At 53.3% G+C, this 21,984-nt stretch carries 18 protein-coding genes; 17 read left to right on the top strand and 1 reads right to left on the bottom strand.

The features are described 5' to 3' along the window. Positions 1–138 precede the first annotated feature (138 nt). From pyrH to GSQ70_RS06190, 16 genes are all read left to right on the top strand, one after another. Entirely contained in the window at positions 139–864 is a 726-nt protein-coding gene (pyrH, locus tag GSQ70_RS06265; protein ID WP_158781748.1) for a UMP kinase, read from the top strand. A 133-nt stretch (positions 865–997) separates the two neighbouring features. Continuing rightward, entirely contained in the window at positions 998–1,555 is a 558-nt protein-coding gene (gene frr, locus GSQ70_RS06260; RefSeq protein WP_158781747.1) for a ribosome recycling factor, read from the top strand. Positions 1,556–1,686: 131 nt separating this feature from the next. Further along, complete coding sequence (ispC, locus tag GSQ70_RS06255) at positions 1,687–2,889, top strand: 1-deoxy-D-xylulose-5-phosphate reductoisomerase (protein WP_158781746.1); 1,203 nt, start codon at positions 1,687–1,689, stop codon at positions 2,887–2,889. 186 nt (positions 2,890–3,075) lie between these two features. Beyond that, positions 3,076–3,828, top strand: a complete 753-nt coding sequence (ispU, locus tag GSQ70_RS06250) for a (2E,6E)-farnesyl-diphosphate-specific ditrans,polycis-undecaprenyl-diphosphate synthase (RefSeq protein WP_158781745.1) — start codon at positions 3,076–3,078, stop codon at positions 3,826–3,828. Positions 3,829–3,846: 18 nt separating this feature from the next. Next, a complete protein-coding gene (cdsA, locus tag GSQ70_RS06245) occupies positions 3,847–4,704 on the top strand; it encodes a phosphatidate cytidylyltransferase (RefSeq protein WP_158781744.1) in 858 nt (285 codons plus the stop codon). A gap of 8 nt (positions 4,705–4,712) precedes the next feature. Then, entirely contained in the window at positions 4,713–6,062 is a 1,350-nt protein-coding gene (gene rseP, locus GSQ70_RS06240; RefSeq protein ID WP_158781743.1) for a sigma E protease regulator RseP, read from the top strand. A gap of 55 nt (positions 6,063–6,117) precedes the next feature. Further along, complete coding sequence (gene bamA / locus GSQ70_RS06235; RefSeq protein WP_158781742.1) at positions 6,118–8,520, top strand: outer membrane protein assembly factor BamA; 2,403 nt, start codon at positions 6,118–6,120, stop codon at positions 8,518–8,520. Positions 8,521–8,679: 159 nt separating this feature from the next. Further along, on the top strand, positions 8,680–9,177 hold the full coding sequence (gene skp, locus GSQ70_RS06230; protein WP_158781741.1) for a molecular chaperone Skp: 498 nt from the start codon (positions 8,680–8,682) through the stop codon (positions 9,175–9,177). A 3-nt stretch (positions 9,178–9,180) separates the two neighbouring features. Further along, positions 9,181–10,203: a UDP-3-O-(3-hydroxymyristoyl)glucosamine N-acyltransferase gene (gene lpxD / locus GSQ70_RS06225; RefSeq protein WP_158781740.1), complete on the top strand. Its 1,023-nt coding sequence runs from the start codon at positions 9,181–9,183 to the stop codon at positions 10,201–10,203. A gap of 159 nt (positions 10,204–10,362) precedes the next feature. After that, a complete protein-coding gene (gene fabZ / locus GSQ70_RS06220) occupies positions 10,363–10,818 on the top strand; it encodes a 3-hydroxyacyl-ACP dehydratase FabZ (protein WP_024965665.1) in 456 nt (151 codons plus the stop codon). A 3-nt stretch (positions 10,819–10,821) separates the two neighbouring features. Then, complete coding sequence (gene lpxA / locus GSQ70_RS06215; protein ID WP_158781739.1) at positions 10,822–11,610, top strand: acyl-ACP--UDP-N-acetylglucosamine O-acyltransferase; 789 nt, start codon at positions 10,822–10,824, stop codon at positions 11,608–11,610. Positions 11,611–11,613: 3 nt separating this feature from the next. Next, positions 11,614–12,759: a lipid-A-disaccharide synthase gene (gene lpxB, locus GSQ70_RS06210; RefSeq protein WP_158781738.1), complete on the top strand. Its 1,146-nt coding sequence runs from the start codon at positions 11,614–11,616 to the stop codon at positions 12,757–12,759. Then, the gene (rnhB, locus tag GSQ70_RS06205; protein WP_158781737.1) at positions 12,756–13,379 is read left to right on the top strand and encodes a ribonuclease HII; all 624 of its coding nucleotides are present in this window, start codon (positions 12,756–12,758) and stop codon (positions 13,377–13,379) included. Before lpxB ends, rnhB begins: the two co-directional genes overlap by 4 nt. 32 nt (positions 13,380–13,411) lie before the next feature. After that, positions 13,412–16,894 (top strand): DNA polymerase III subunit alpha, encoded by a 3,483-nt coding sequence (gene dnaE / locus GSQ70_RS06200; protein WP_158781736.1) that lies wholly within the window; start codon positions 13,412–13,414, stop codon positions 16,892–16,894. 12 nt (positions 16,895–16,906) lie between these two features. Continuing rightward, positions 16,907–17,866, top strand: a complete 960-nt coding sequence (gene accA, locus GSQ70_RS06195; RefSeq protein ID WP_158781735.1) for an acetyl-CoA carboxylase carboxyl transferase subunit alpha — start codon at positions 16,907–16,909, stop codon at positions 17,864–17,866. A gap of 848 nt (positions 17,867–18,714) precedes the next feature. Further along, positions 18,715–19,437, top strand: a complete 723-nt coding sequence (locus tag GSQ70_RS06190; RefSeq protein ID WP_199257229.1) for a DUF4297 family anti-phage-associated protein — start codon at positions 18,715–18,717, stop codon at positions 19,435–19,437. Between the two features lie 685 nt (positions 19,438–20,122). Here GSQ70_RS06190 and GSQ70_RS06185 read toward each other — a convergent pair. Then, complete coding sequence (locus GSQ70_RS06185; RefSeq protein WP_158781734.1) at positions 20,123–20,584, bottom strand: hypothetical protein; 462 nt, start codon at positions 20,582–20,584, stop codon at positions 20,123–20,125. Positions 20,585–21,032: 448 nt separating this feature from the next. Between GSQ70_RS06185 and GSQ70_RS06180 the strand changes: the two genes are divergently transcribed. Continuing rightward, complete coding sequence (locus tag GSQ70_RS06180) at positions 21,033–21,953, top strand: Rpn family recombination-promoting nuclease/putative transposase (RefSeq protein ID WP_158781733.1); 921 nt, start codon at positions 21,033–21,035, stop codon at positions 21,951–21,953. Positions 21,954–21,984 lie beyond the last annotated feature (31 nt).

The following is a 21,984-nucleotide window of genomic DNA, read 5'->3' as shown; positions in this document are numbered from 1 at the left end:
CCGCCAACCGGCGGTTCTTTTTTGCCTGTGTTCAGGGCGCTTTTCAGTCACATCCCAATAGTATTTCTGCAACGCTAAGGGGATGATAGATCAGATTTAACTCCTCACATCGACCTATAAATTCCGGGAAAATACACCATGGCGACCAATGCAAAACCTGTATATCAACGTATCCTGCTGAAACTGAGTGGCGAAGCCCTGCAAGGTGCCGAAGGCTTCGGCATTGATGCCAGCGTGCTGGATCGTATGGCTCAGGAAGTGAAAGAGCTGGTAGAACTGGGCATTCAGGTAGGTGTGGTTATCGGTGGTGGGAATCTGTTCCGTGGCGCTGGTCTGGCGCAGGCTGGAATGAATCGCGTCGTTGGCGACCATATGGGCATGCTGGCAACCGTGATGAATGGCCTGGCAATGCGTGATGCACTGCATCGTGCCTATGTGAACGCTCGCCTGATGTCCGCCATTCCACTGAATGGTGTTTGTGATAACTACAGCTGGGCAGAGGCGATCAGCCTGCTGCGTAACAACCGCGTGGTGATTTTCTCCGCCGGTACCGGTAACCCCTTCTTCACCACCGACTCTGCGGCCTGCCTGCGCGGCATCGAAATCGAAGCTGATGTGGTGCTGAAAGCCACCAAAGTGGATGGTGTTTACTCGGCTGATCCGGTGAAAAACCCGGATGCGACCCTGTACGATCGGATTAGCTACGCTGACGTGCTGGATAAAGAGCTGAAAGTGATGGATCTGGCGGCGTTTACGCTGGCCCGTGACCATAAACTGCCGATTCGCGTATTCAACATGAACAAACCTGGCGCGCTGCGCCGTGTGGTGATGGGCGAAAAAGAAGGGACCCTGATTACGCAATAATATCAGTCAGCGCGTAAAATAAGGTATATTCTGCCTCTGTGGCGCGAAGCGCGCTACAATCAGCACGACAGACTATTTTGAAACGGGCCCTGATACAGGGCCTGCCTGGTAACCAGAATCCAAGGGTTCCAACGTGATTAACGAAATCAGAAAAGATGCTGAAACGCGCATGGAAAAATGCGTGGAAGCATTCAAAAACAACATCAGCAAAATCCGTACCGGCCGTGCGTCGCCAAGTATTCTTGACGGTATCATGGTCGATTATTACGGTTCTTCCACCCCTCTGCGCCAGCTGGCCAGCGTGACGGTTGAAGATTCACGTACGCTGAAAGTCAACGTGTTCGACCGCTCAATCAGCGCGGCCGTTGAAAAAGCGATCATGACCTCTGATCTGGGCCTGAACCCAAGTTCAGCGGGCAGCGACATTCGCGTTCCCCTGCCAGCCCTGACCGAAGAGCGTCGTAAAGACCTGATCAAAATCGTCCGTGGCGAAGCAGAGCAGGGCCGTGTGTCCGTGCGTAACGTCCGTCGTGACGCCAATGATAAAGTGAAGGCTCTGCTGAAAGACAAAGAGATCAGCGAAGACGAAGAGCGTCGTTCTCAGGATGATATTCAGAAAATGACCGACGTCTGTATCAAGAAAGTTGATACCGCGCTGGCAGAAAAAGAAGCAGAGCTGATGGACTTCTGAGTCCCTTTGGCTTCGCTGAAACGCCGTACAGATTGCCGTTCTTTTGAGTGGTCAGTCTTGCGGCGTTTTGCATTTAATTTCTTATCTGACGAGACGCCTGCGTTTCTCAGGTTTTTACACAGAGCACCCTCATGAAGCAATTGACTATCCTCGGTTCAACCGGCTCTATCGGTACCAGCACGCTGGCTGTGGTCAAAGCGAATCCGCATCTGTTTGCCGTGAAGGCGCTGGTTGCCGGGCACAACGTGGAGCTGATGGCGGAGCAGTGTCTGGCTTTTCGTCCTGCCTTTGCCGCGATGGCCGATGAGGTGTCTGCTTCGGCCCTGCGACTTCGTCTGAAAAGCCTGAATGTGGCGACCGAGGTCCTGAGTGGCGAGCAGGCGTCCTGTGAACTGGCCGCGCTGGACGATGTGGATCAGGTTATGGCGGCGATCGTCGGTGCCGCAGGATTAATGCCTACTCTGGCCGCAATTCGCGCCGGAAAACAGGTTCTTCTCGCCAATAAAGAGTCTCTTGTTACCTGCGGCCAACTATTTCTGGAGGCGGTAAGCAGCTCAAAAGCCCAGCTTCTTCCCGTCGACAGCGAGCATAACGCCATTTTTCAGAGTTTGCCTGCTTCCCTCCAGCAGCAGTTAGGATACGCTTCTCTGGAAGATAATGGCATTGACAGCATTATCCTCACGGGATCGGGTGGTCCCTTTCGCGAGTCGCCGCTGGCTGACCTGGTGAACATGACACCGGATCAGGCCTGTGCGCATCCGAACTGGTCAATGGGGCGTAAAATCTCCGTTGATTCGGCCACCATGATGAATAAAGGTCTGGAATATATCGAAGCCCGCTGGCTGTTTAATGCGACCGACGCTCAGATGGAAGTCATCCTGCATCCGCAGTCGGTGATCCACTCTATGGTGCGATACCGCGATGGCAGCGTGCTGGCTCAGCTAGGCTCGCCAGATATGCGTACACCAATTGCGCATGTGATGGCATGGCCGCAGCGCGTTCAGTCTGGCGCTAAACCGCTGGACTTTACCCGCATGGGGGCGATGACGTTCGCTGAGCCGGATTATGCACGTTACCCTTGTCTGAAGCTGGCGATTGACGCCTGCAAAATGGGGCAGGCTGCCACCACGGCGCTGAATGCAGCCAATGAAATTGCCGTAGCGGCATTTCTCGATGCGCAAATTCGTTTTACCGATATTGCTGCCGTGAATACCACCGTTCTGGAAACGCTGAGCGGTGATGAGCCCGACAGTGTGGAGTCGGTGCTGGAGATCGATCGCCAGGCCCGTGCCACGGCGCTGGCTTGTCTGCCACGTTTCAGCATTTCCCGGTAATTCCGTGCGGCAACCTGCCGCCATTTGTGAGGCGAGGGCGGAGATGGTATAGTCTTCGCCCGCCAAATGAAAATGACGTTGCATTGAGCGGTATTAGCTGCCGTGTTAAACACGGCTTTTTTGCGTCGGGCGGGTAGAGATTTCAGAAACCGTCGTATTTCTGAGTAAAGGAAATAATTACGCGTTATGTCGTCCGAAAATCAATTAAAAACCGATGACCTGCAGGGTGAAAATCCCCGCCACGTGGCCATCATTATGGATGGCAATGGCCGCTGGGCTAAGAACCAGGGGAAACTGCGCATTTCGGGCCATAAAGCAGGCGTGAAATCGGTTCGTCGTGCAGTCAGCTTTGCCGTGAGCAACAAGCTGGATGCGCTGACTCTGTACGCTTTCAGCAGTGAGAACTGGAACCGTCCGCCGCAGGAAGTGATGGCGTTGATGGAGCTGTTTGTCTGGGCTCTCGACAGCGAAGTGAAAAGTTTACACAAGCATAATGTCCGGCTGCGGATTATTGGTGACATTGGTCGTTTCAATGCCCGTCTGCAGGAGCGTATTCGTCGCGCTGAGGAACTTACTCAACAAAATGATGGACTCACACTCAACATTGCCGCGAATTATGGTGGACGTTGGGATATCATTCATGGCGTCAGAAAGATCGCCAGGCAGGTGCAGGAAGGTCTGATTCGTCCAGACCAGATCGAGGAAGAAACCCTGGGTCAGCATCTTTGCCTCAACGAACTGGCACCGGTGGATTTGGTAATAAGGACAGGGGGAGAGCATCGAATCAGTAACTTCTTGCTGTGGCAGGTTGCCTATGCGGAGTTCTTTTTTACCGATGTTCTCTGGCCTGATTTTGATGAACAAGTTTTTGAAGGTGCACTGAATGCGTTTGCACAACGAGAGCGCCGCTTTGGCGGTGCAGCACCCGGCGGCGCCTGAGCGCACTGGGGGTAATCTTTGCTGAAGTCTCGCCTGATTACCGCGTTTATACTGATTCCGGTTGTGATCGCAGCGCTGTTTTTGCTGCCGCCTCCAGGCTTTGCCATTGTTACGCTGGTCGTTTGCATGCTGGCCGCCTGGGAATGGGGGCAGTTTGCCGGTCTGGCTGCGCGTTCGCAGCGTGTCTGGCTGGCCGTGCTGTGCGGGCTACTGCTCGCCTTCATGATGTTCACTCTCCCTGCTTATCAACACTCTGTTCATCTTCCACAGGTTGCCGGCTCGCTTTGGGCCGCTTTGTGCTGGTGGATTGTGGCACTGGTGCTGGTGCTGTTCTATCCCGCTTCCGCCTCACTGTGGCGCGCTTCCAAAGTGCTACGGTTGGTGTTTGGCGTGCTGACCATCGTGCCGTTCTTCTGGGGCATGCTGGCGCTGCGTCAGTATCATTATCAGGCTGACCATTTCGCCGGAGCCTGGTGGCTGCTGTATGTGATGTTCCTCGTCTGGGGTGCAGACTCTGGCGCTTACATGTTTGGTCGCCTGTTCGGCAAGCACAAGCTGGCACCGAAAGTGTCTCCGGGTAAAACCTGGGAAGGCTTCTTTGGTGGGCTGGTGACTTCAGCGTTGATTGCCTGGCTGTTCAGCCTGTGGGCGCCGCTGTCTGTCTCCACCGGGATCCTGCTGGTCTGTTCTCTGGTTGCCGCGCTGGCATCCGTGCTGGGCGACCTGACCGAAAGTATGTTCAAGCGCGAAGCGGGAATCAAAGACAGTGGCAGTCTGATCCCAGGTCACGGCGGCATGCTGGATCGCATTGACAGCCTGACCGCAGCGGTGCCGGTGTTTGCCTGTCTGCTGCTGCTGGTCTTCGGGACGCTATAAGGGACTCTATGCTGAGCATTCTCTGGAGCCTGGGTGCGTTTATTGTTGCACTGGGCGTGCTGATTACCGTGCACGAATTCGGCCACTTCTGGGTGGCCCGTCGCTGTGGCGTCAGGGTCGAACGTTTCTCGATCGGCTTCGGTAAAGCCTTGTGGCGTCGCAGTGACCGCCAGGGCACCGAGTATGTGCTGGCGCTGATCCCACTGGGCGGCTATGTGAAAATGCTCGACGAGCGCGTCGAGAGCGTACCGCCGGAACTGCGCCACCAGGCCTTCAACAATAAAACCGTCTTTCAGCGTGCCGCCATTATCAGTGCCGGCCCCATCGCTAATTTCATCTTTGCCATCTTCGCTTACTGGCTGGTGTTTATCATCGGTGTCCCTGGCGTTCGTCCGGTTGTTGGCGAAATAGTGAGCGGTTCGCAGGCGGCAGAGGCTCAAATTGTTCCTGGCATGGAACTTAAAGCCGTTGACGGTATCGAAACGCCTGACTGGGATGCTGTGCGTATGGCTCTGGTGTCGAAAATTGGCGACCAGCAAACCACGCTCAGCGTGGCACCATTTGGCTCCTCTCAGGTCAGTGAAAAGCGGCTCGATTTGCGCAACTGGCAGTTCGAACCCGATAAGCAGGATCCGGTGACTTCGTTGGGTATCCGTCCACGCGGGCCACAGATTGAAACCGTGCTGGCAGAAGTACAGGCTAACTCGGCGGCAAGCAAAGCGGGTTTGCAAGCGGGCGACAGGATCGTTAAAGTCGATGGTCAGCCGGTGGACCAGTGGCAGAGTTTCGTCACCCTTGTGCGGGATAATCCCGGCAAAGCGATGGCGGTAGAGGTGGAGCGGCAGGGCAATCCGGTTGACCTGACTCTGACGCCGGACACCAAACCAGGCAGTAAGGCAGAAGGGTTTGCCGGGGTGATCCCGAAGATTGTCCCGCTGCCGGATGAATACAAAACGGTTCGCCAGTATGGGCCGTTTGCGGCGGCAGGTGAGGCCAGCGCCAAAACCTGGCAGCTGATGAAGCTGACAGTGAACATGCTGGGCAAACTGATCGTCGGCGAAGTGAAATTGAACAATCTCAGCGGGCCGATTTCAATCGCCCAGGGTGCTGGGATGTCGGCGGAATATGGCTTGATTTACTACCTGATGTTCCTGGCTTTGATCAGCGTGAACCTCGGGATTATCAATCTGTTCCCCTTGCCGGTATTAGATGGTGGGCATTTGCTGTTCCTGGCGATCGAAAAGATCAAAGGTGGACCGGTGTCTGAGCGAGTTCAGGACTTCAGTTATCGCATTGGCTCAATTTTGCTGGTGCTGTTAATGGGGCTTGCACTATTCAATGATTTCTCGCGTCTCTAGTCAGCCAGAAGGCTGTCTTCGCACGGGAACCAGTTAGGAAGAATGCATAACAACGATGGCGATGAAAAAGTTGCTCATAGCGTCGCTGCTGTTTAGCAGCGCCACCGTATACGCGGCAGACGGCTTCGTAGTGAAGGATATTCATTTCGAAGGCCTGCAGCGAGTCGCCGTCGGGGCGGCATTGCTCAGTATGCCTGTCCGCGTGGGAGACACCGTCTCCGATGAAGATATCAGTAATACTATCCGCGCGCTTTTTGCAACCGGGAACTTCGAGGATGTTCAGGTTCTGCGCGACGGCAACACCATGATCGTTCAGGTTAAAGAGCGTCCGACCATTGCCAGCATCACCTTCTCCGGTAACAAAGCGGTGAAAGATGATATGCTGAAGCAGAACCTGGAAGCCTCTGGCGTGCGCGTGGGCGAAGCCCTCGATCGTACGACCATCTCTTCGATTGAGAAGGGGCTTGAAGACTTCTACTACAGCGTCGGTAAATACAGCGCCAGCGTGAAAGCGGTGGTAACCCCACTGCCGCGTAACCGCGTTGACCTGAAACTGGTGTTCACCGAAGGTGTTTCCGCCAAGATCCAGCAGATAAATGTGGTGGGTAACAAAGCCTTCAGCTCTGACGAACTGATCTCCCGCTTCCAGCTGCGTGATGAAGTGCCGTGGTGGAACGTGGTTGGCGACCGCAAATACCAGAAGCAGAAACTGGCGGGTGACCTTGAAGCCCTGCGCAGCTTCTACCTCGATCGTGGTTATGCCCGCTTTAACATCGACTCCACGCAGGTCAGCCTGACGCCGGACAAGAAGGGCATCTACATCACCATCAACATCACCGAAGGCGATCAGTACAAGCTCTCCGGTGTGGTGGTGAACGGCAGCATGGCCGGTCACTCCGCGGAAGTGGAAGCGCTGACCAAAATCAAACCGGGCGAGCTGTATAACGGCGCGAAAGTCACCAAAATGGAAGACGACATCAAGAAGATGTTTGGCCGTTATGGCTACGCCTATCCTCGCGTGATGACTCAGCCTGAAATTAACGACGCGGACAAGACCGTGAAACTGCACGTCAGCGTGGATGCGGGCAACCGTTACTACGTGCGTAAAGTGCGCTTCGAAGGCAACGACACCTCGAAAGACTCCGTTCTGCGCCGCGAAATGCGCCAGATGGAAGGCGCATGGCTGGGCAGCGATCTGGTTGAGCAGGGTAAAGAGCGTCTGAACCGTACCGGCTACTTCGAAACGGTGGATACCGATACGCAGCGCGTACCAGGTTCTCCGGATCAGGTGGACGTGGTGTACAAGGTGAAAGAGCGTAACACCGGGACATTCAACTTCGGCGTCGGTTATGGCACCGAGAGTGGCGTCAGCTTCCAGGTTGGCGTAACCCAGGACAACTGGCTGGGTACCGGTAACACTGTTGGCATCAGCGGCACCAAAAACGATTATCAGACCTATGCTGAATTCTCACTGACCGACCCGTACTTTACGGTCGACGGTGTCAGCCTGGGTGGTCGTATCTTCTATAACGACTTTAAAGCGGACGACGCTGACCTGTCTGACTATACCAACAAGAGTTACGGTACAGACGGTACGCTGGGCTTCCCGGTTAACGAGAACAACACCCTGCGTGTGGGTCTGGGCTATGTCCATAACGACCTGTCCAACATGCAGCCGCAGATTGCGATGTTCCGCTATCTGCGTTCCGTGGGCCAGAACCCGGATCTGTCCGGTCGCGCAGAGTACTCTGCTGATGACTTCACGTTCAACTACGGCTGGACGTATAACAACCTTGACCGTGGTTTCTTCCCAACCTCGGGCAACCGCACCAACCTGAATGGTAAAGTGACCATTCCTGGTTCGGACAACGCCTTCTACAAAGCGACTCTGGATACGCAGCAGTATCTGCCGCTGAACCAGGATCGTACCTGGGTGCTGTTAGGTCGCGGTAAGGTCGGCTACGGTGATGGTCTGAACGGGAAAGAGATGCCGTTCTACGAGAACTTCTATGCCGGTGGTTCAAGCACCGTGCGTGGTTTCCGCTCAAATACCATCGGTCCAAAAGCGGCCTACTATAATAACGCTTCGAGCACCTGTTCAACTGGCGTGTACTGTGATTCCAGTGATGCAGTGGGTGGTAATGCCATGGCAACAGCCAGCGCTGAACTGATCACCCCAACGCCGTTCCTGAGTGAGAAGTATGCTAACTCGGTTCGTACCTCGCTGTTCGTTGATGCGGGTACCGTGTGGGATACCAAGTGGGAAAACACCGCTGATACTCGTGCTGCGGGCATCCCGGACTACAGCGAACCGGGCAACATCCGTATGTCGGCTGGTCTGGCGCTGCAGTGGATGTCTCCACTGGGTCCACTGGTGTTCTCTTACGCCCAGCCGTTTAAAAAGTATGACGGAGATAAGGCCGAGCAGTTCCAGTTTAACATTGGTAAAACCTGGTAAGCCGGTTCAGCAAGGAAGCTGAGGGAATGGAGGTTACCTCTTTTCCCACCACTTGCGGTGATTATCGCAAGTATCGCGCCGTTCACTGGCAACCTCGGGGTTGCCTTAACGCGCAACACCTGTGTCGAAGACACAAACGTTGATGGTAAGGAGTTTATAGTGAAAAAGTTGTTGTGTGCCGCAGGCCTCTCTATCGCTCTGGCGGTTTCCGCTGGTGCTCAGGCTGCAGACAAGATTGCAGTGGTGAACGTTTCCAGCATTTTCCAACAGTTACCGGCGCGTGCGACAGTTGCGAAACAGCTTGAAAACGAGTTCAAAAGCCGTGCGACAGAATTGCAGGGTATGGAACGCGATCTGCAGACCAAAATGCAGAAGCTGCAGCGTGACGGTTCAACCATGAAGGCCAGCGAACGCAGCCGCATGGAAAAAGACCTGATGGCTCAGCGTGAAACTTTCCAGACCAAAGCTCAGGCTTTTGAGCAGGATAACCGCCGTCGTCAGGCTGAAGAACGTAACAAAATCCTGAGCCGTATCCAGGATGCCGTTCAGAAAGTGGCTGACAACGAAGGTTATGACGTCGTTATCGATGCTAACGCTGTGGCTTATGCCGGTAAATCCAAAGACATCACTGCTGATGTTCTGAAACAGGTTAAATAATCGATGTCTTCAATTCGACTGGCTGATTTAGCCCAGCAGTTGGATGCAGATTTGCACGGAGATGGCGAGCTCGTCATCTCCGGCATTGCTTCTATGCAATCCGCCCAGGCAGGACAAATCACTTTTCTCTCTAACAGCCGTTACCGCGAGCAGCTCGCAGCCTGTCAGGCTTCAGCCGTGGTGCTGACGGAAGCGGATCTGGAGTGCTTCCAGGGCGCAGCTCTGGTTGTAAAAAACCCTTATCTTACCTATGCGCGTATGGCGCAGATCCTCGACAGTACCCCGCAGCCTGCCAAAGATATCGCACCAGGTGCGGTCATTGATGCCAGCGCGAAACTGGGCCAGAACGTCTCTGTCGGGGCGAATGCGGTGATCGAATCCGGCGTTGAGCTGGGCGATAACGTGGTGATTGGCGCTGGCTGTTTTGTCGGCAAGAACACCCGTATCGGCGCGGGCACACGCTTGTGGGCCAACGTGTCGGTTTACCATGAAATTCAAATCGGTGAGCACTGCCTGATCCAGTCCGGTACGGTTATCGGTGCGGATGGCTTTGGTTACGCTAACGATCGCGGCAACTGGGTGAAAATCCCGCAGCTGGGCACGGTGGTGATCGGCGATCGCGTGGAAATCGGTGCCTGTACCACTATCGATCGCGGAGCGTTGGATAACACTCAGATCGGGAATGGTGTTATCATTGACAACCAGTGCCAGATTGCACATAACGTTGTGATTGGCGACAATACCGCAGTTGCGGGCGGCGTCATTATGGCGGGTAGCCTGAAAATTGGCCGCTACTGCATGATTGGCGGTGCAAGCGTAATTAATGGTCACATGGAAATTTGTGACAAAGTTACGGTCACCGGAATGGGAATGGTCATGCGACCAATTACCGAACCTGGGGTATACTCTTCCGGGATTCCGCTGCAACCCAACAAAACCTGGCGCAAAACAGCCGCGTTGGTAATGAACATCGATGAGATAAGCAAGCGCTTAAAAACCATCGAGCGCAAGGTCGGTAAAGACTGACTGAGCGTTTGTTGCCAGCACGATGACCTGCTTTCAAAAATACAATGCTAAGCATGGAAAGCTTGCGCACAGAAACTGATTTGCGGCCTGCGAGAGTCTTTCGATCTTCGCAGGCCGTGTTATTGATGCCATCAGAATTTTTAGGACAGGAAGAGTATTTTGACTACTGAAACTCATACTCTGAAGATTGAAGAGATTATTGAACTGCTGCCGCACCGCTATCCGTTTCTGCTGGTCGATCGCGTACTCGAATTTGAAGAGCACAAATTCCTGCGCGCAGTGAAGAACGTGTCGGTCAACGAACCGTTTTTCCAGGGCCATTTCCCTGGTAAACCGATTTTCCCAGGCGTGCTGATTTTAGAAGCTATGGCGCAGGCTACCGGTATTCTGGCGTTTAAAAGCGTTGGCAAACTTGAGCCGGGCGAGCTGTACTACTTCGCCGGGATTGACGAAGCGCGCTTCAAGCGCCCGGTAGTGCCTGGCGACCAGATGATCATGGAAGTCACCTTCGAGAAAACCCGCCGTGGTCTGACCCGCTTCAAAGGCGTGGCGACTGTTGACGGTAAAATTGTCTGCGAAGCAACGATGATGTGTGCCCGCAGTCGGGAGGCATAATTCGTGATTGATGCAACTGCTGTTATCCATTCAAGTTCCGTTATTGAAGAGGGCGCCATCATTGGCGCTCGCGTCCATATTGGTCCTTTCTGTTTCATTGGCGCTAACGTTGAGATTGGTGAGGGCACCGTCCTGAAATCTCACGTGGTGCTCAATGGGCACACCCGTATTGGCAAAGACAACACCATTTACCAGTTCGCCACTATTGGTGAAGCGAACCAGGATCTGAAGTACGCTGGTGAGCCGACCCGTGTTGAAGTGGGCGATCGTAACAGCATCCGTGAGAGCGTCACCATTCACCGCGGTACCGCGCAGGCGGAAGGGGTGACCAAAGTCGGCAGCGACAATCTGCTGATGGTCAATGCGCACGTTGCTCACGACTGCGTGATTGGCGATCGCTGTATCCTCGCCAACAACGCCACTCTCGCGGGCCATGTGACCGTGGATGACTATGCCATTATTGGTGGGATGACCGCAGTTCATCAGTTCTGCACTATCGGTGCGCACGTTATGGTCGGCGGCTGTTCAGGCGTTGCTCAGGACGTGCCGCCGTACGTGATTGCCCAGGGTAACCATGCCACGCCATTCGGTATCAACCTTGTCGGCCTGCAGCGTCGTGGCTTCAGCAAAGAAGCACTACATGCAATCCGTAATGCCTACAAGATCCTGTACCGCAGCGGTAAAACGCTCGATGAAGCGAAGCCGGAGATTGCCGACATCGCCCGTGAGCATCCTGAAGTGCAGCCGTTCTATGATTTCTTCGCCCGCTCCACGAGAGGTCTGATTCGTTAACTTATGCCACAGCATCCTTTAACGATTGCCCTGGTCGCCGGAGAAACCTCCGGCGATATTCTTGGTGCCGGTCTTATCCGTGCGCTGAAGGAAAAGCACCCTGATACCCGATTTGTCGGTGTCGCCGGGCCGCTGATGCAGGCCGAAGGCTGTGAAGCCTGGTATGAGATGGAAGAGCTGGCGGTGATGGGGGTGGTGGAAGTGCTGGGTCGCCTGCGTCGCCTGCTGAAAATCCGTCGCGAACTTACGCAACGATTCACCGAGCTGCAACCCGACGTCTTTGTCGGCATTGATGCGCCAGATTTCAATATCACCCTTGAGGGGCGTCTCAAGCAGCGCGGTATCCGCACTATACATTACGTCAGTCCGTCAGTCTGGGCGTGGCGTCAGAAGCGCGTATTCAAAATTGGCCGCTCCACCGATCTGGTGCTGGCATTCCTGCCATTTGAAAAAGCCTTCTACGATCGTTTTAACGTTCCCTGCCGCTTTATTGGCCATACCATGGCTGATGCCATGCCGATTGAGCCGGACAAGCGCGCCGCGCGTCTGGAGCTGGGTATTGCTGAGGGGACACCCTGCCTGGCTCTGTTGCCGGGCAGCCGCGGCGCGGAAGTGGAAATGCTCAGCGGTGACTTCCTGAAAACCGCCGCGCTGCTGCGCAAGAAGTGGCCCGATCTGGAAATCGTCGTCCCGCTGGTCAATCCGCGCCGCCGTGAGCAGTTTGAGAAAATCAAAGCGGAAGTGGCTCCCGATCTGCCGATGCATCTGCTGGATGGCAAAGGGCGCCAGGCTATGATCGCCAGCGATGCCGCATTGCTGGCCTCTGGCACGGCCGCGCTGGAGTGTATGCTGGCCAAATGCCCGATGGTGGTTGGCTACCGCATGAAGCCCACCACTTTCTGGCTGGCGAAGCGTCTGGTAAAAACCGACTACGTTTCACTGCCTAATCTGCTGGCGGGCCGCGAGCTGGTGAAAGAGCTGCTGCAGGATGAGTGCCGGCCTGAGCTGCTGGCTGCTGCGCTGGAGCCGCTGCTGGCGGAAGGCGAACCCCGTGACCGGCTGCTGGCCACCTTTGCGGAGCTGCATCACCAGATCCGCTGGAATGCCGATGAGCAGGCCGCAGCGGCCGTACTGGAGCTGTGTTCATGAGCAATTTTATCTATCCTGTCGCCACCTGTATTGCCGGAGTGGACGAAGTGGGCCGTGGCCCGCTGGTCGGCGCGGTCGTGACGGCAGCGGTGATCCTCGATCCGGCCAGGCCAATTATCGGGCTGGCGGATTCGAAAAAACTATCTGAAAAACGGCGTATTGCGCTGTTTGAAGAGATCAAAGAAAAAGCGTTAAGCTGGAGCCTGGGCCGCGCCGAACCGGAAGAGATCGACCAGCTCAATATCCTGCACGCCACCATGCTGGCAATGCAGCGTGCGGTAGCCGGTTTGTCCATCACGCCTGATATGGTGCTGATAGACGGCAACCGCTGCCCGGCACTGCCAATGCCGTCGCAGGCCGTGGTGAAGGGCGACAGCCTGGTTGCTGAGATCAGTGCCGCTTCCATCATCGCCAAAGTCACCCGTGACCGTGAGATGGCCGAGCTGGACCTGCTGTTCCCGCAGTACGGTTTTGCACAGCACAAAGGTTACCCGACGGCGCTCCATATGGAGAGGCTGGCGCTGCATGGTGTGACGCCATACCATCGCCGGAGTTTTGCGCCAGTGCGTAATGCGCTGCTGGACGCTGAAGTCGCGGCTGTTGCCACGACCACGCTGTAATTTTCATTTCTCAGCCTTAAGCGGGATCAACTATGGCCGAACCTCGTTTTATTCATTTGCGTGTACACAGTGACTACTCCATGGTGGATGGACTGGCTAAAACTGCACCGCTGGTGAAAAAAGCGGCGGCGCTCGGCATGCCCGCTATTGGTATCACCGACTTCACCAACCTGTGCGGCCTGGTAAAGTTTTACGGCACCGCGCACGGGCAGGGCATCAAGCCGATCATCGGCGCTGATTTCAACGTCGCCAGCGAGGCGATGGGCGATGAACTGTCCCAGCTGACGGTGCTGGCTGCCAACAATACCGGCTACCAGAACCTGACGCTGCTGATTTCAAGAGCCTACCAGCGAGGCTATGGCGCAGCGGGACCGATCATTGATCGTGACTGGCTGGTTGATCTGAAAGAGGGATTAATCCTGCTCTCCGGGGGACGCCGTGGTGACGTGGGCAAGATGCAGCTGCGCGGTAATGCTGTACTGGTTGCCGAATGCCTGGCGTTCTACCAGCAGCACTTCCCGGATCGTTACTATCTTGAGCTGACCCGCACCGGCCGGCCGGATGAAGAAACCTGGCTGCATGCTGCGGTTGAGCTGGCGATTGCCGAAGGTATCCCGGTCGTGGCCACTAATGAAGTCTGCTTCCTTGAGGAAGGGGACTTTGACGCGCATGAAATCCGCGTTGCCATTCACGATGGCTTCACTCTTGACGATCCCAAACGTCCGCGCCTGTACAGCCCTCAGCAATATCTGCGTACCGAAGAGGAGATGTGTGAGCTGTTCTCAGACATCCCTGAAGCGCTGGAAAACAGCGTAGAAATTGCCAGGCGTTGTAACGTCACCATCCGCCTGGGTGAATACTTCCTGCCGCAGTTCCCGACCGGTGACATGACCACCGAAGACTTCCTGGTGGCGAAATCCCGCGAGGGCCTGGAAGAGCGTCTGGAATTCCTGTACCCGGATGCGGAAGTGCGGGCGCAGAAAAGGCCGGAATATGACGAACGCCTTGAAATCGAGCTGAACGTTATTAACCAGATGGGTTTCCCCGGCTACTTCCTGATCGTTATGGAGTTTATCCAGTGGTCGAAGGATAACGACGTGCCGGTAGGGCCGGGACGTGGTTCCGGTGCCGGTTCGCTGGTGGCCTATGCGCTGAAAATCACCGACCTCGACCCGCTGGAATTTGACCTGCTGTTCGAACGTTTCCTCAACCCGGAACGTGTTTCGATGCCCGACTTCGACGTCGACTTCTGCATGGAAAAACGTGACCTGGTGATTGAGCACGTGGCCGAGATGTATGGCCGCAAAGCGGTATCCCAGATTATTACCTTCGGTACCATGGCAGCCAAAGCGGTAATCCGCGATGTGGGGCGCGTGCTGGGGCATCCGTACGGATTCGTCGATCGTATCTCCAAGCTGGTGCCGCCAGACCCGGGCATGACGCTGGAGAAAGCCTTTGCAGCCGAACCGCAGCTGCCAGAAATTTATGAAGCAGATGAAGAAGTTAAAGCGCTGATCGACATGGCGCGCAAGCTGGAAGGGGTCACACGTAACGCCGGTAAACACGCCGGGGGGGTGGTCATCGCCCCCACGCAGATCACTGACTTTGCGCCGCTCTACTGTGATGAAAACGGTAATCACCCGGTCACCCAGTTCGACAAGAATGACGTGGAATATGCTGGCCTGGTGAAGTTCGACTTCCTCGGGCTGCGCACGCTGACCATCATCGACTGGGCGCTGGAGATGATCAACGCCCGTCGCGAGAAACAGGGCGAGCCGCCGCTGGATATCGCGGCAATCCCGCTTGATGACAAGAAAAGTTTCGATATGCTGCAGCGCTCGGAAACCACCGCGGTCTTCCAGCTTGAATCGCGCGGCATGAAAGATCTGATTAAACGTCTGAAGCCTGACTGCTTCGAAGATATGATCGCTCTGGTGGCCCTGTTCCGCCCGGGTCCGTTGCAGTCTGGCATGGTCGATAACTTTATTGACCGTAAGCATGGCCGCGAAGAGATTTCCTATCCGGATATCCAGTGGCAGCACGAGTCGCTGAAGCCGGTACTGGAGCCAACCTACGGCATCATCCTGTATCAGGAACAGGTGATGCAGATTGCTCAGGTGCTGGCAGGCTACAGCCTGGGCGGCGCGGATATGTTGCGTCGTGCGATGGGTAAAAAGAACCCGGTCGAGATGGCGAAGCAGCGCGGTGGTTTTGAGGATGGTGCGAAAGCGCGTGGGGTGGACGGCGAGCTGGCGATTAAGATCTTTGACCTGGTGGAGAAATTCGCCGGTTATGGCTTCAACAAATCTCACTCCGCTGCGTATGCGCTGGTCTCTTACCAGACGTTGTGGCTGAAAGCGCACTATCCTGCCGAGTTTATGGCAGCGGTAATGACCGCCGATATGGACAACACCGAGAAAGTGGTTGGGCTGGTGGACGAGTGCTGGCGCATGGGCCTGAAGGTGCTGCCGCCGGATATCAACTCTGGCCTGTACCCGTTCCATGTCAATGGCGATGGCGAAATCGTCTACGGTATTGGCGCAATCAAAGGTGTGGGTGAAGGCCCGATTGAGGCGATTCTGGAAGCCCGTAATCAGGGCGGCTATTTCCGCGAGCTGTTCGACCTCTGCGCGCGCACCGATACTAAAAAGCTGAATCGTCGCGTGCTGGAGAAGCTGATCATGTCCGGTGCGTTTGACCGTCTTGGTCCGCACCGTGCAGCCCTGATGAGTGCGCTGAGCGATGCGCTGAAGGCTGCCGATCAGCATGCCAAAGCAGAGGCGATTGGCCAGGCAGATATGTTTGGCGTGCTGGCGGATGAGCCGGAGCAGATTGAACAATCTTATGCTGACGTGACCCGCTGGCCGGAACAGGTTCAGTTGGATGGCGAAAGAGAAACATTAGGGCTTTACTTAACCGGGCACCCGATCAATCAGTATCTGAAAGAGATCGAGCGCTACGTTGGGGGAATGCGCCTGAAAGACATGCACCCGACCAGACGTGGTGAAGTCACCATGGCGGTTGGTCTGGTGGTGGCGGCCCGCGTGATGGTAACAAAACGCGGTAACCGGATTGGCATCTGTACCCTGGACGATCGATCCGGTCGACTGGAAGTGATGTTATTTACAGATGCTTTAGACAAGTTCCAGCATTTGCTGGAAAAAGACCGTATCCTGATCGTCAGCGGACAGGTCAGCTTCGATGACTTCAGCGGGGGGCTTAAAATGACCGCCCGCGATGTGATGGACATTGATGAAGCCCGTGAAAAATATGCACGTGGGCTTGCTATCTCGCTGACGGACAGGCAAATTGATGACCAGCTTTTGAACCGTCTCCGTCAGTCACTGGAACCCCACCGTTCGGGGACCATTCCGGTACATCTCTACTACCAGAGAGAGGATGCGCGAGTGAAGCTGCGCTTTGGCGCAGCGTGGCGCGTGTCGCCCTGCGATCGTTTATTAAACGAACTGCGGTCGCTGATAGGGTCGGAGCAGGTGGAACTGGAGTTTGACTAAAACAGGAATATTATGAGTCTTAATTACCTGGATTTCGAACAGCCAATCGCAGAGCTTGAAGCGAAAATTGATTCGCTCAAGTCGGTTGGCCGTCAGGATGAAAAACTGGATATTAATCTGGATGAAGAAGTGCAGCGTCTGCGCGAAAAAAGCGTTGAGCTGACCCGTAAGATCTTCTCCGATTTGGGTGCATGGCAGATTGCCCAGCTGGCGCGTCATCCATTGCGTCCTTACACGCTGGACTATGTCCGCAACGTATTTACCGATTTTGACGAGCTGGCTGGCGATCGCGCCTATGCGGACGATAAAGCCATTGTGGGCGGTATTGCTCGTCTGGACGGTCGCCCGGTGATGATCATTGGTCATCAGAAAGGCCGCGAAACCAAAGAGAAAATTCGTCGCAACTTTGGGATGCCGGCACCAGAGGGGTACCGCAAAGCGCTGCGCCTGATGGAGATGGCCGAGCGTTTCAATATGCCGATCATTACCTTTATCGACACCCCAGGCGCTTACCCTGGTGTGGGTGCGGAAGAGCGTGGACAATCTGAGGCTATCGCACGCAACCTGCGTGAGATGTCCTGCCTGAAAGTACCAGTGATCTGTACCGTAATCGGTGAAGGCGGTTCCGGTGGTGCACTGGCTATCGGCGTTGGCGATAAGGTGAACATGCTGCAGTACAGCACCTACTCGGTGATCTCACCGGAAGGCTGTGCGTCGATCCTGTGGAAAAGCGCTGATAAAGCGCCGCTGGCGGCAGAAGCGATGGGCATCATTGCTCCGCGTCTGAAAGAGCTGAAGCTGATCGACACGGTGATCCCTGAGCCGCTGGGTGGTGCACACCGCAACCCGGTAGCGATTGGCGCATCACTGAAGGAGCAGCTGCTGGCGGATCTGGCGGATCTGGACGTACTGAGTAAAGAAGAGCTGCTGGATCGTCGTTACCAGCGCCTGATGAACTACGGCTACGCCTGATAGCTGACAGGCTCGCATAAAGCGGGCTCCGGACTTTGAACTGTTATAGGGAGCGATCCTTGTGGCGGGTCAGAGTCTGGAGCCCGTTTTTTTTGTGTTGAGTTTGGAGGTCGAGTGATGGGATGGTGCTTCGGTTTGGTGACGGCTCATAATTGCTGTTTACAAGGGAGTGTCGCTGCTGGCTTAGTTGGATTGGGATAATTTGGATTCGCGGTAAGTTGGGGAGGTCGCTTCAGGTTCATGAGTTCGCTGGAGGGGGTATCCGGAACACGGACACGCCGTGAAATCATCCCTGATGGCTTGAGTCGCGCGTCCATGCGCGACACAGTCCGCTTATCCGGATAACCCCTCCTGTCAGAAGCTATGGTGTTGCTGTGATGAGGTGATGCTTTAGATTTTGGCTTTTTCTTACTAAATGCTCAGAAACCGGTGGGGGAGTTTCAGGTGCTGGAGACAAATTCATAAAATGGTCTTCCAGATAAAATGGACCGATGAACCATACGGTGGCGTTTTGGCAAAAGAGTTTTGTATGGTTGGGATGATGCCAGGGCTGAGCCATCCAACTTTGTATTTACCATCACACAAGTTGTTGTACAAGCGCAGTTCATCGGCTTTGTGCCAGAAGCGGACGTTGATAACACGTATACTGCGTAATGAGTAAACCAATGAAACTTATGTTAACTGGTTCTCATTTTATGACTATGAATAGCATTTTATAGCTTATTAAGATGTATGATTTCGAGGATTCCCGCGAGGATGCTTATTTAAGATTGCTATTTTCTGATTTCCTTTAACATTCTCGATGACCAGCATTTTGACTATGCATCTGCTTGCAGCATGCATGTTAAATGTGGAAATTAGTAATTTCAAAGAAAATATCAACGATAACTATTGGATATGCTATGGCCGAAAGAAGTGCAGTTGACACAATACGAGGTTATTTTTACCAATTCGATCTGACTATTCTCAGCATCTTGAATCTAACATCCTTAGACGAATCTGTTGAAATCGAATGCACTGAGGACATTGATATTCGAACCGCTTCTGAAGTCACCGCCACACAATGCAAATATTACGCCAAGACCGAATATAACCACTCTGTTATAAAAGATGCGATTAAGCATATGCTATCACATTTCAAGGAAACGCTGGCAGGTACGAAGCCAAAAATCTTTTACTCAATTTACGGACACTATGCATCTGGTCAAGAAAAGTTAGATGAAGAGATAGACATTGATTTCCTAAAGACGCATTTCCTAACCTACACCAAAGAAAAAGTCACCTACCACCATCATCAGGACTTACAACTTACCGATGCAGATCTGGAAGAGTTCCTGAAGCGGTTAACCATAAACATCAGAGCAGTAGAGTTTGACACACAGTTTCGTGAAGTGATCGACATTCTTCAAACGATCTTTAATGCTAAGCCGTTTTCAGCAGAATACTTTTATTACAACAACTCTCTAGCTGTTATACGCGAACTTTCAACCGAGGCTGCTCAAAAAAATCGCTCAATGCAGCAACTTTGTTGCTATGCGCTTAACCAACCCGGCAGATCAAGGTTACGTTAAAAAGTTACTTCCAGACTCGCTCGGTTCGTTAATCGATAAAATGACATCCTTCCGTCAGGGGGAGGCATTACTAGTCGGTGAATCAATAATTCTTCCCTCAATCGTCCAAATTGAACCTTGTACACACTCCCCATCTTCTAGTGATATCCCTTACTGGCAACTCTGGAAGGAGGAATGGAAATTCATGGACTTTGCTGGAATTAAGGCAGAGTGGTATAAATAATCGAAAAATTTCCTGTTAGTAAGTGAAGTTCATGTGTTTTTAATTTGAGTCGATTTGTCCAGAATCGACTCAAAGTATATGTGCCTATGGATAGTTTTAACCTCAATTATATCTTGTTCCTACGCCCGCATGTTAAAATGCCTGGTTGAACTCTATTTGTCTATATCCTTGTAGATTAGAGTGGGTTTATTTTATTCTGGTTTTTATTTACCGTGGTCTGATGATGATCGTAGATTTCAATAATGCAATTAAGTCCGCTTTAGGTTCACAGCGGACCGTGGTCATTGCGTCACAATCGGACATTAAATACCTCACTGTGTGTTGAACAATGGGTGCACGTCAGAACCATCAAGAATATATTTGGAATTATTTAAAACGATTCTGCGGCAGGGTCACTACAGCGGGATGGAAAACCCCTTCTGCCACATAAACAGCCCCGTTTCAGTGGCAGAAGGACATCTTTTACCTGACCTGGACTAAGCCGCTGTACGTCTCGATATAGCGGGGTGCTTTAAGATCCTCAACCAAGAAGCTCACCAGATCGAACAGCAATTCGGTAAGCACTTCCTGCGTATCTGAATCTGCCGCACGGTTACGTAATATCTGAGTTAAGGCACGACAGTATCGGGTGATGATTTCAGGCTCTGCGACGAACGCAGTGTTATGAAAATCCGTAACCTCTGCCGCCGTGAGCTGCGGAAGTCGATAATCAGGAACAGGTTCGTCAAAAGCCAACTGTAAATGCTCCAGACTGCCTGCTATTTTTTCATAAATTGCGAAGCGCTCCGCAGAAATATCCGTTTCCATCAGCACCGAAACGAGACGCTCGTTATATTCCGCCAGATCGATAAAGTCCATTCCGCTGGTTAGCGGGGAAAGATGTATAAATTCAGGACGAGTTTGAGTAAACTGATTTACAGCCATGGTGTTAGTCTCCTTAACATTGTGGTCAGAGGCTCGTCAGTGGTTCCAAGCACTGGCGGGTCTCGCTATTTACTGCCACCTTATTTATTCGGTGCCCATCCACTATATCCCTCTTGTCTTTCCCGTCAATACTGTATAAATCGTTTTCTGTTCAATGATTTGATGCTTCATTTTGTTCTGGAATCTCGATAGTAAAATAATGCAATAACGTGGCGTATTTCATCATTTATTCGAAGGTGTATCCAGTTTTTGTCGAAAAAAGACAGGGTAGTTAATTATTTTCTTTGGAAGGTTTCTTCGAGGGGTTAAAATGTATTGTGAATTTGTTTTAAATGGTGGTCAATGGCTTGTAATTAATCTTTATCATAAATTTTAATTTTAGTTAAAATGAGAAAGCTTAATGTTGCGGTTATTCACGTAATTTAAAGGCTGTCAGCCAGGGAATAATATGAACAGCACAACAACACTTCACGATGCCACATTTCGTCAGTTTCTGACGCATCCTGAAGTCGCCCATGATTTTATGGAATTGCACCTTCCTGCGGAATTGCGCGCAAAATGCGACCTCAGTACCCTTAAGTTAGAGTCCGGTTCATTTGTTGAGGATGATCTTCGCCAGTTTTTCAGCGATGTTCTTTACAGTCTTAAAACTACTGATGGCGATGGCTATGTTCATGTCTTAATCGAGCATCAGTCTTCGCCGGATAAGCATATGGCGTTTCGCCTTATACGCTATGCGGTGGCCGCGATGCAGCGCCATCTCGAAGCGGGTCACAAGAAGTTGCCACTGGTGATCCCCATGCTGTTTTATGCCGGCAAACGCAGCCCCTATCCTTGGTCTACATGCTGGCTGGACGAATTTGATGACCCAGAGCTGGCAGGCAAACTTTATGGCGGAACGCTGCCGCTGGTAGATGTTACGGTTATTCCTGACGATGAAATTATGCAGCATCGAAGGATGGCAGCACTGACATTGCTGCAGAAGCATATTCACCAGCGTGACATTTCAGTCCTGATGGACCGACTGGCCACATTGCTGATGGCTGATTATCTCTCTTCACCGCAGATAAAGGCGCTGATACACTATTTAATAGTGACTGGGGAGTCTTCAGACTTCGAAGTCTTTGTACGCGAACTGGCACTGCGGGTGCCGCAACATGGAGACACACTGATGACCATAGCGCAGCAGCTCGAACAGAAAGGGCGAGCGGAAGGGATCAAGGAGGGACGAGCAGAAGGCCGAAGTGAAGGCATAATCGAGGGTAAACTCGAAGTTGCCAGGACTATGCTGCAGAGTGGTCTCGATCGCAATACCGTCATGACGATGACCGGTCTTACTGAAGACGAACTGGCGCAAATCCGTCATTGATTCTGATATTTGCCTGGCTATCCACTGTAAG

The organism is Pantoea sp. BAV 3049, from assembly GCF_009765445.1.
Lineage (GTDB): Bacteria > Pseudomonadota > Gammaproteobacteria > Enterobacterales > Enterobacteriaceae > Erwinia.
The sequence above is the reverse complement of the archived record's forward strand: the minus strand, read 5'-3'. Positions and strand labels throughout refer to the sequence as shown.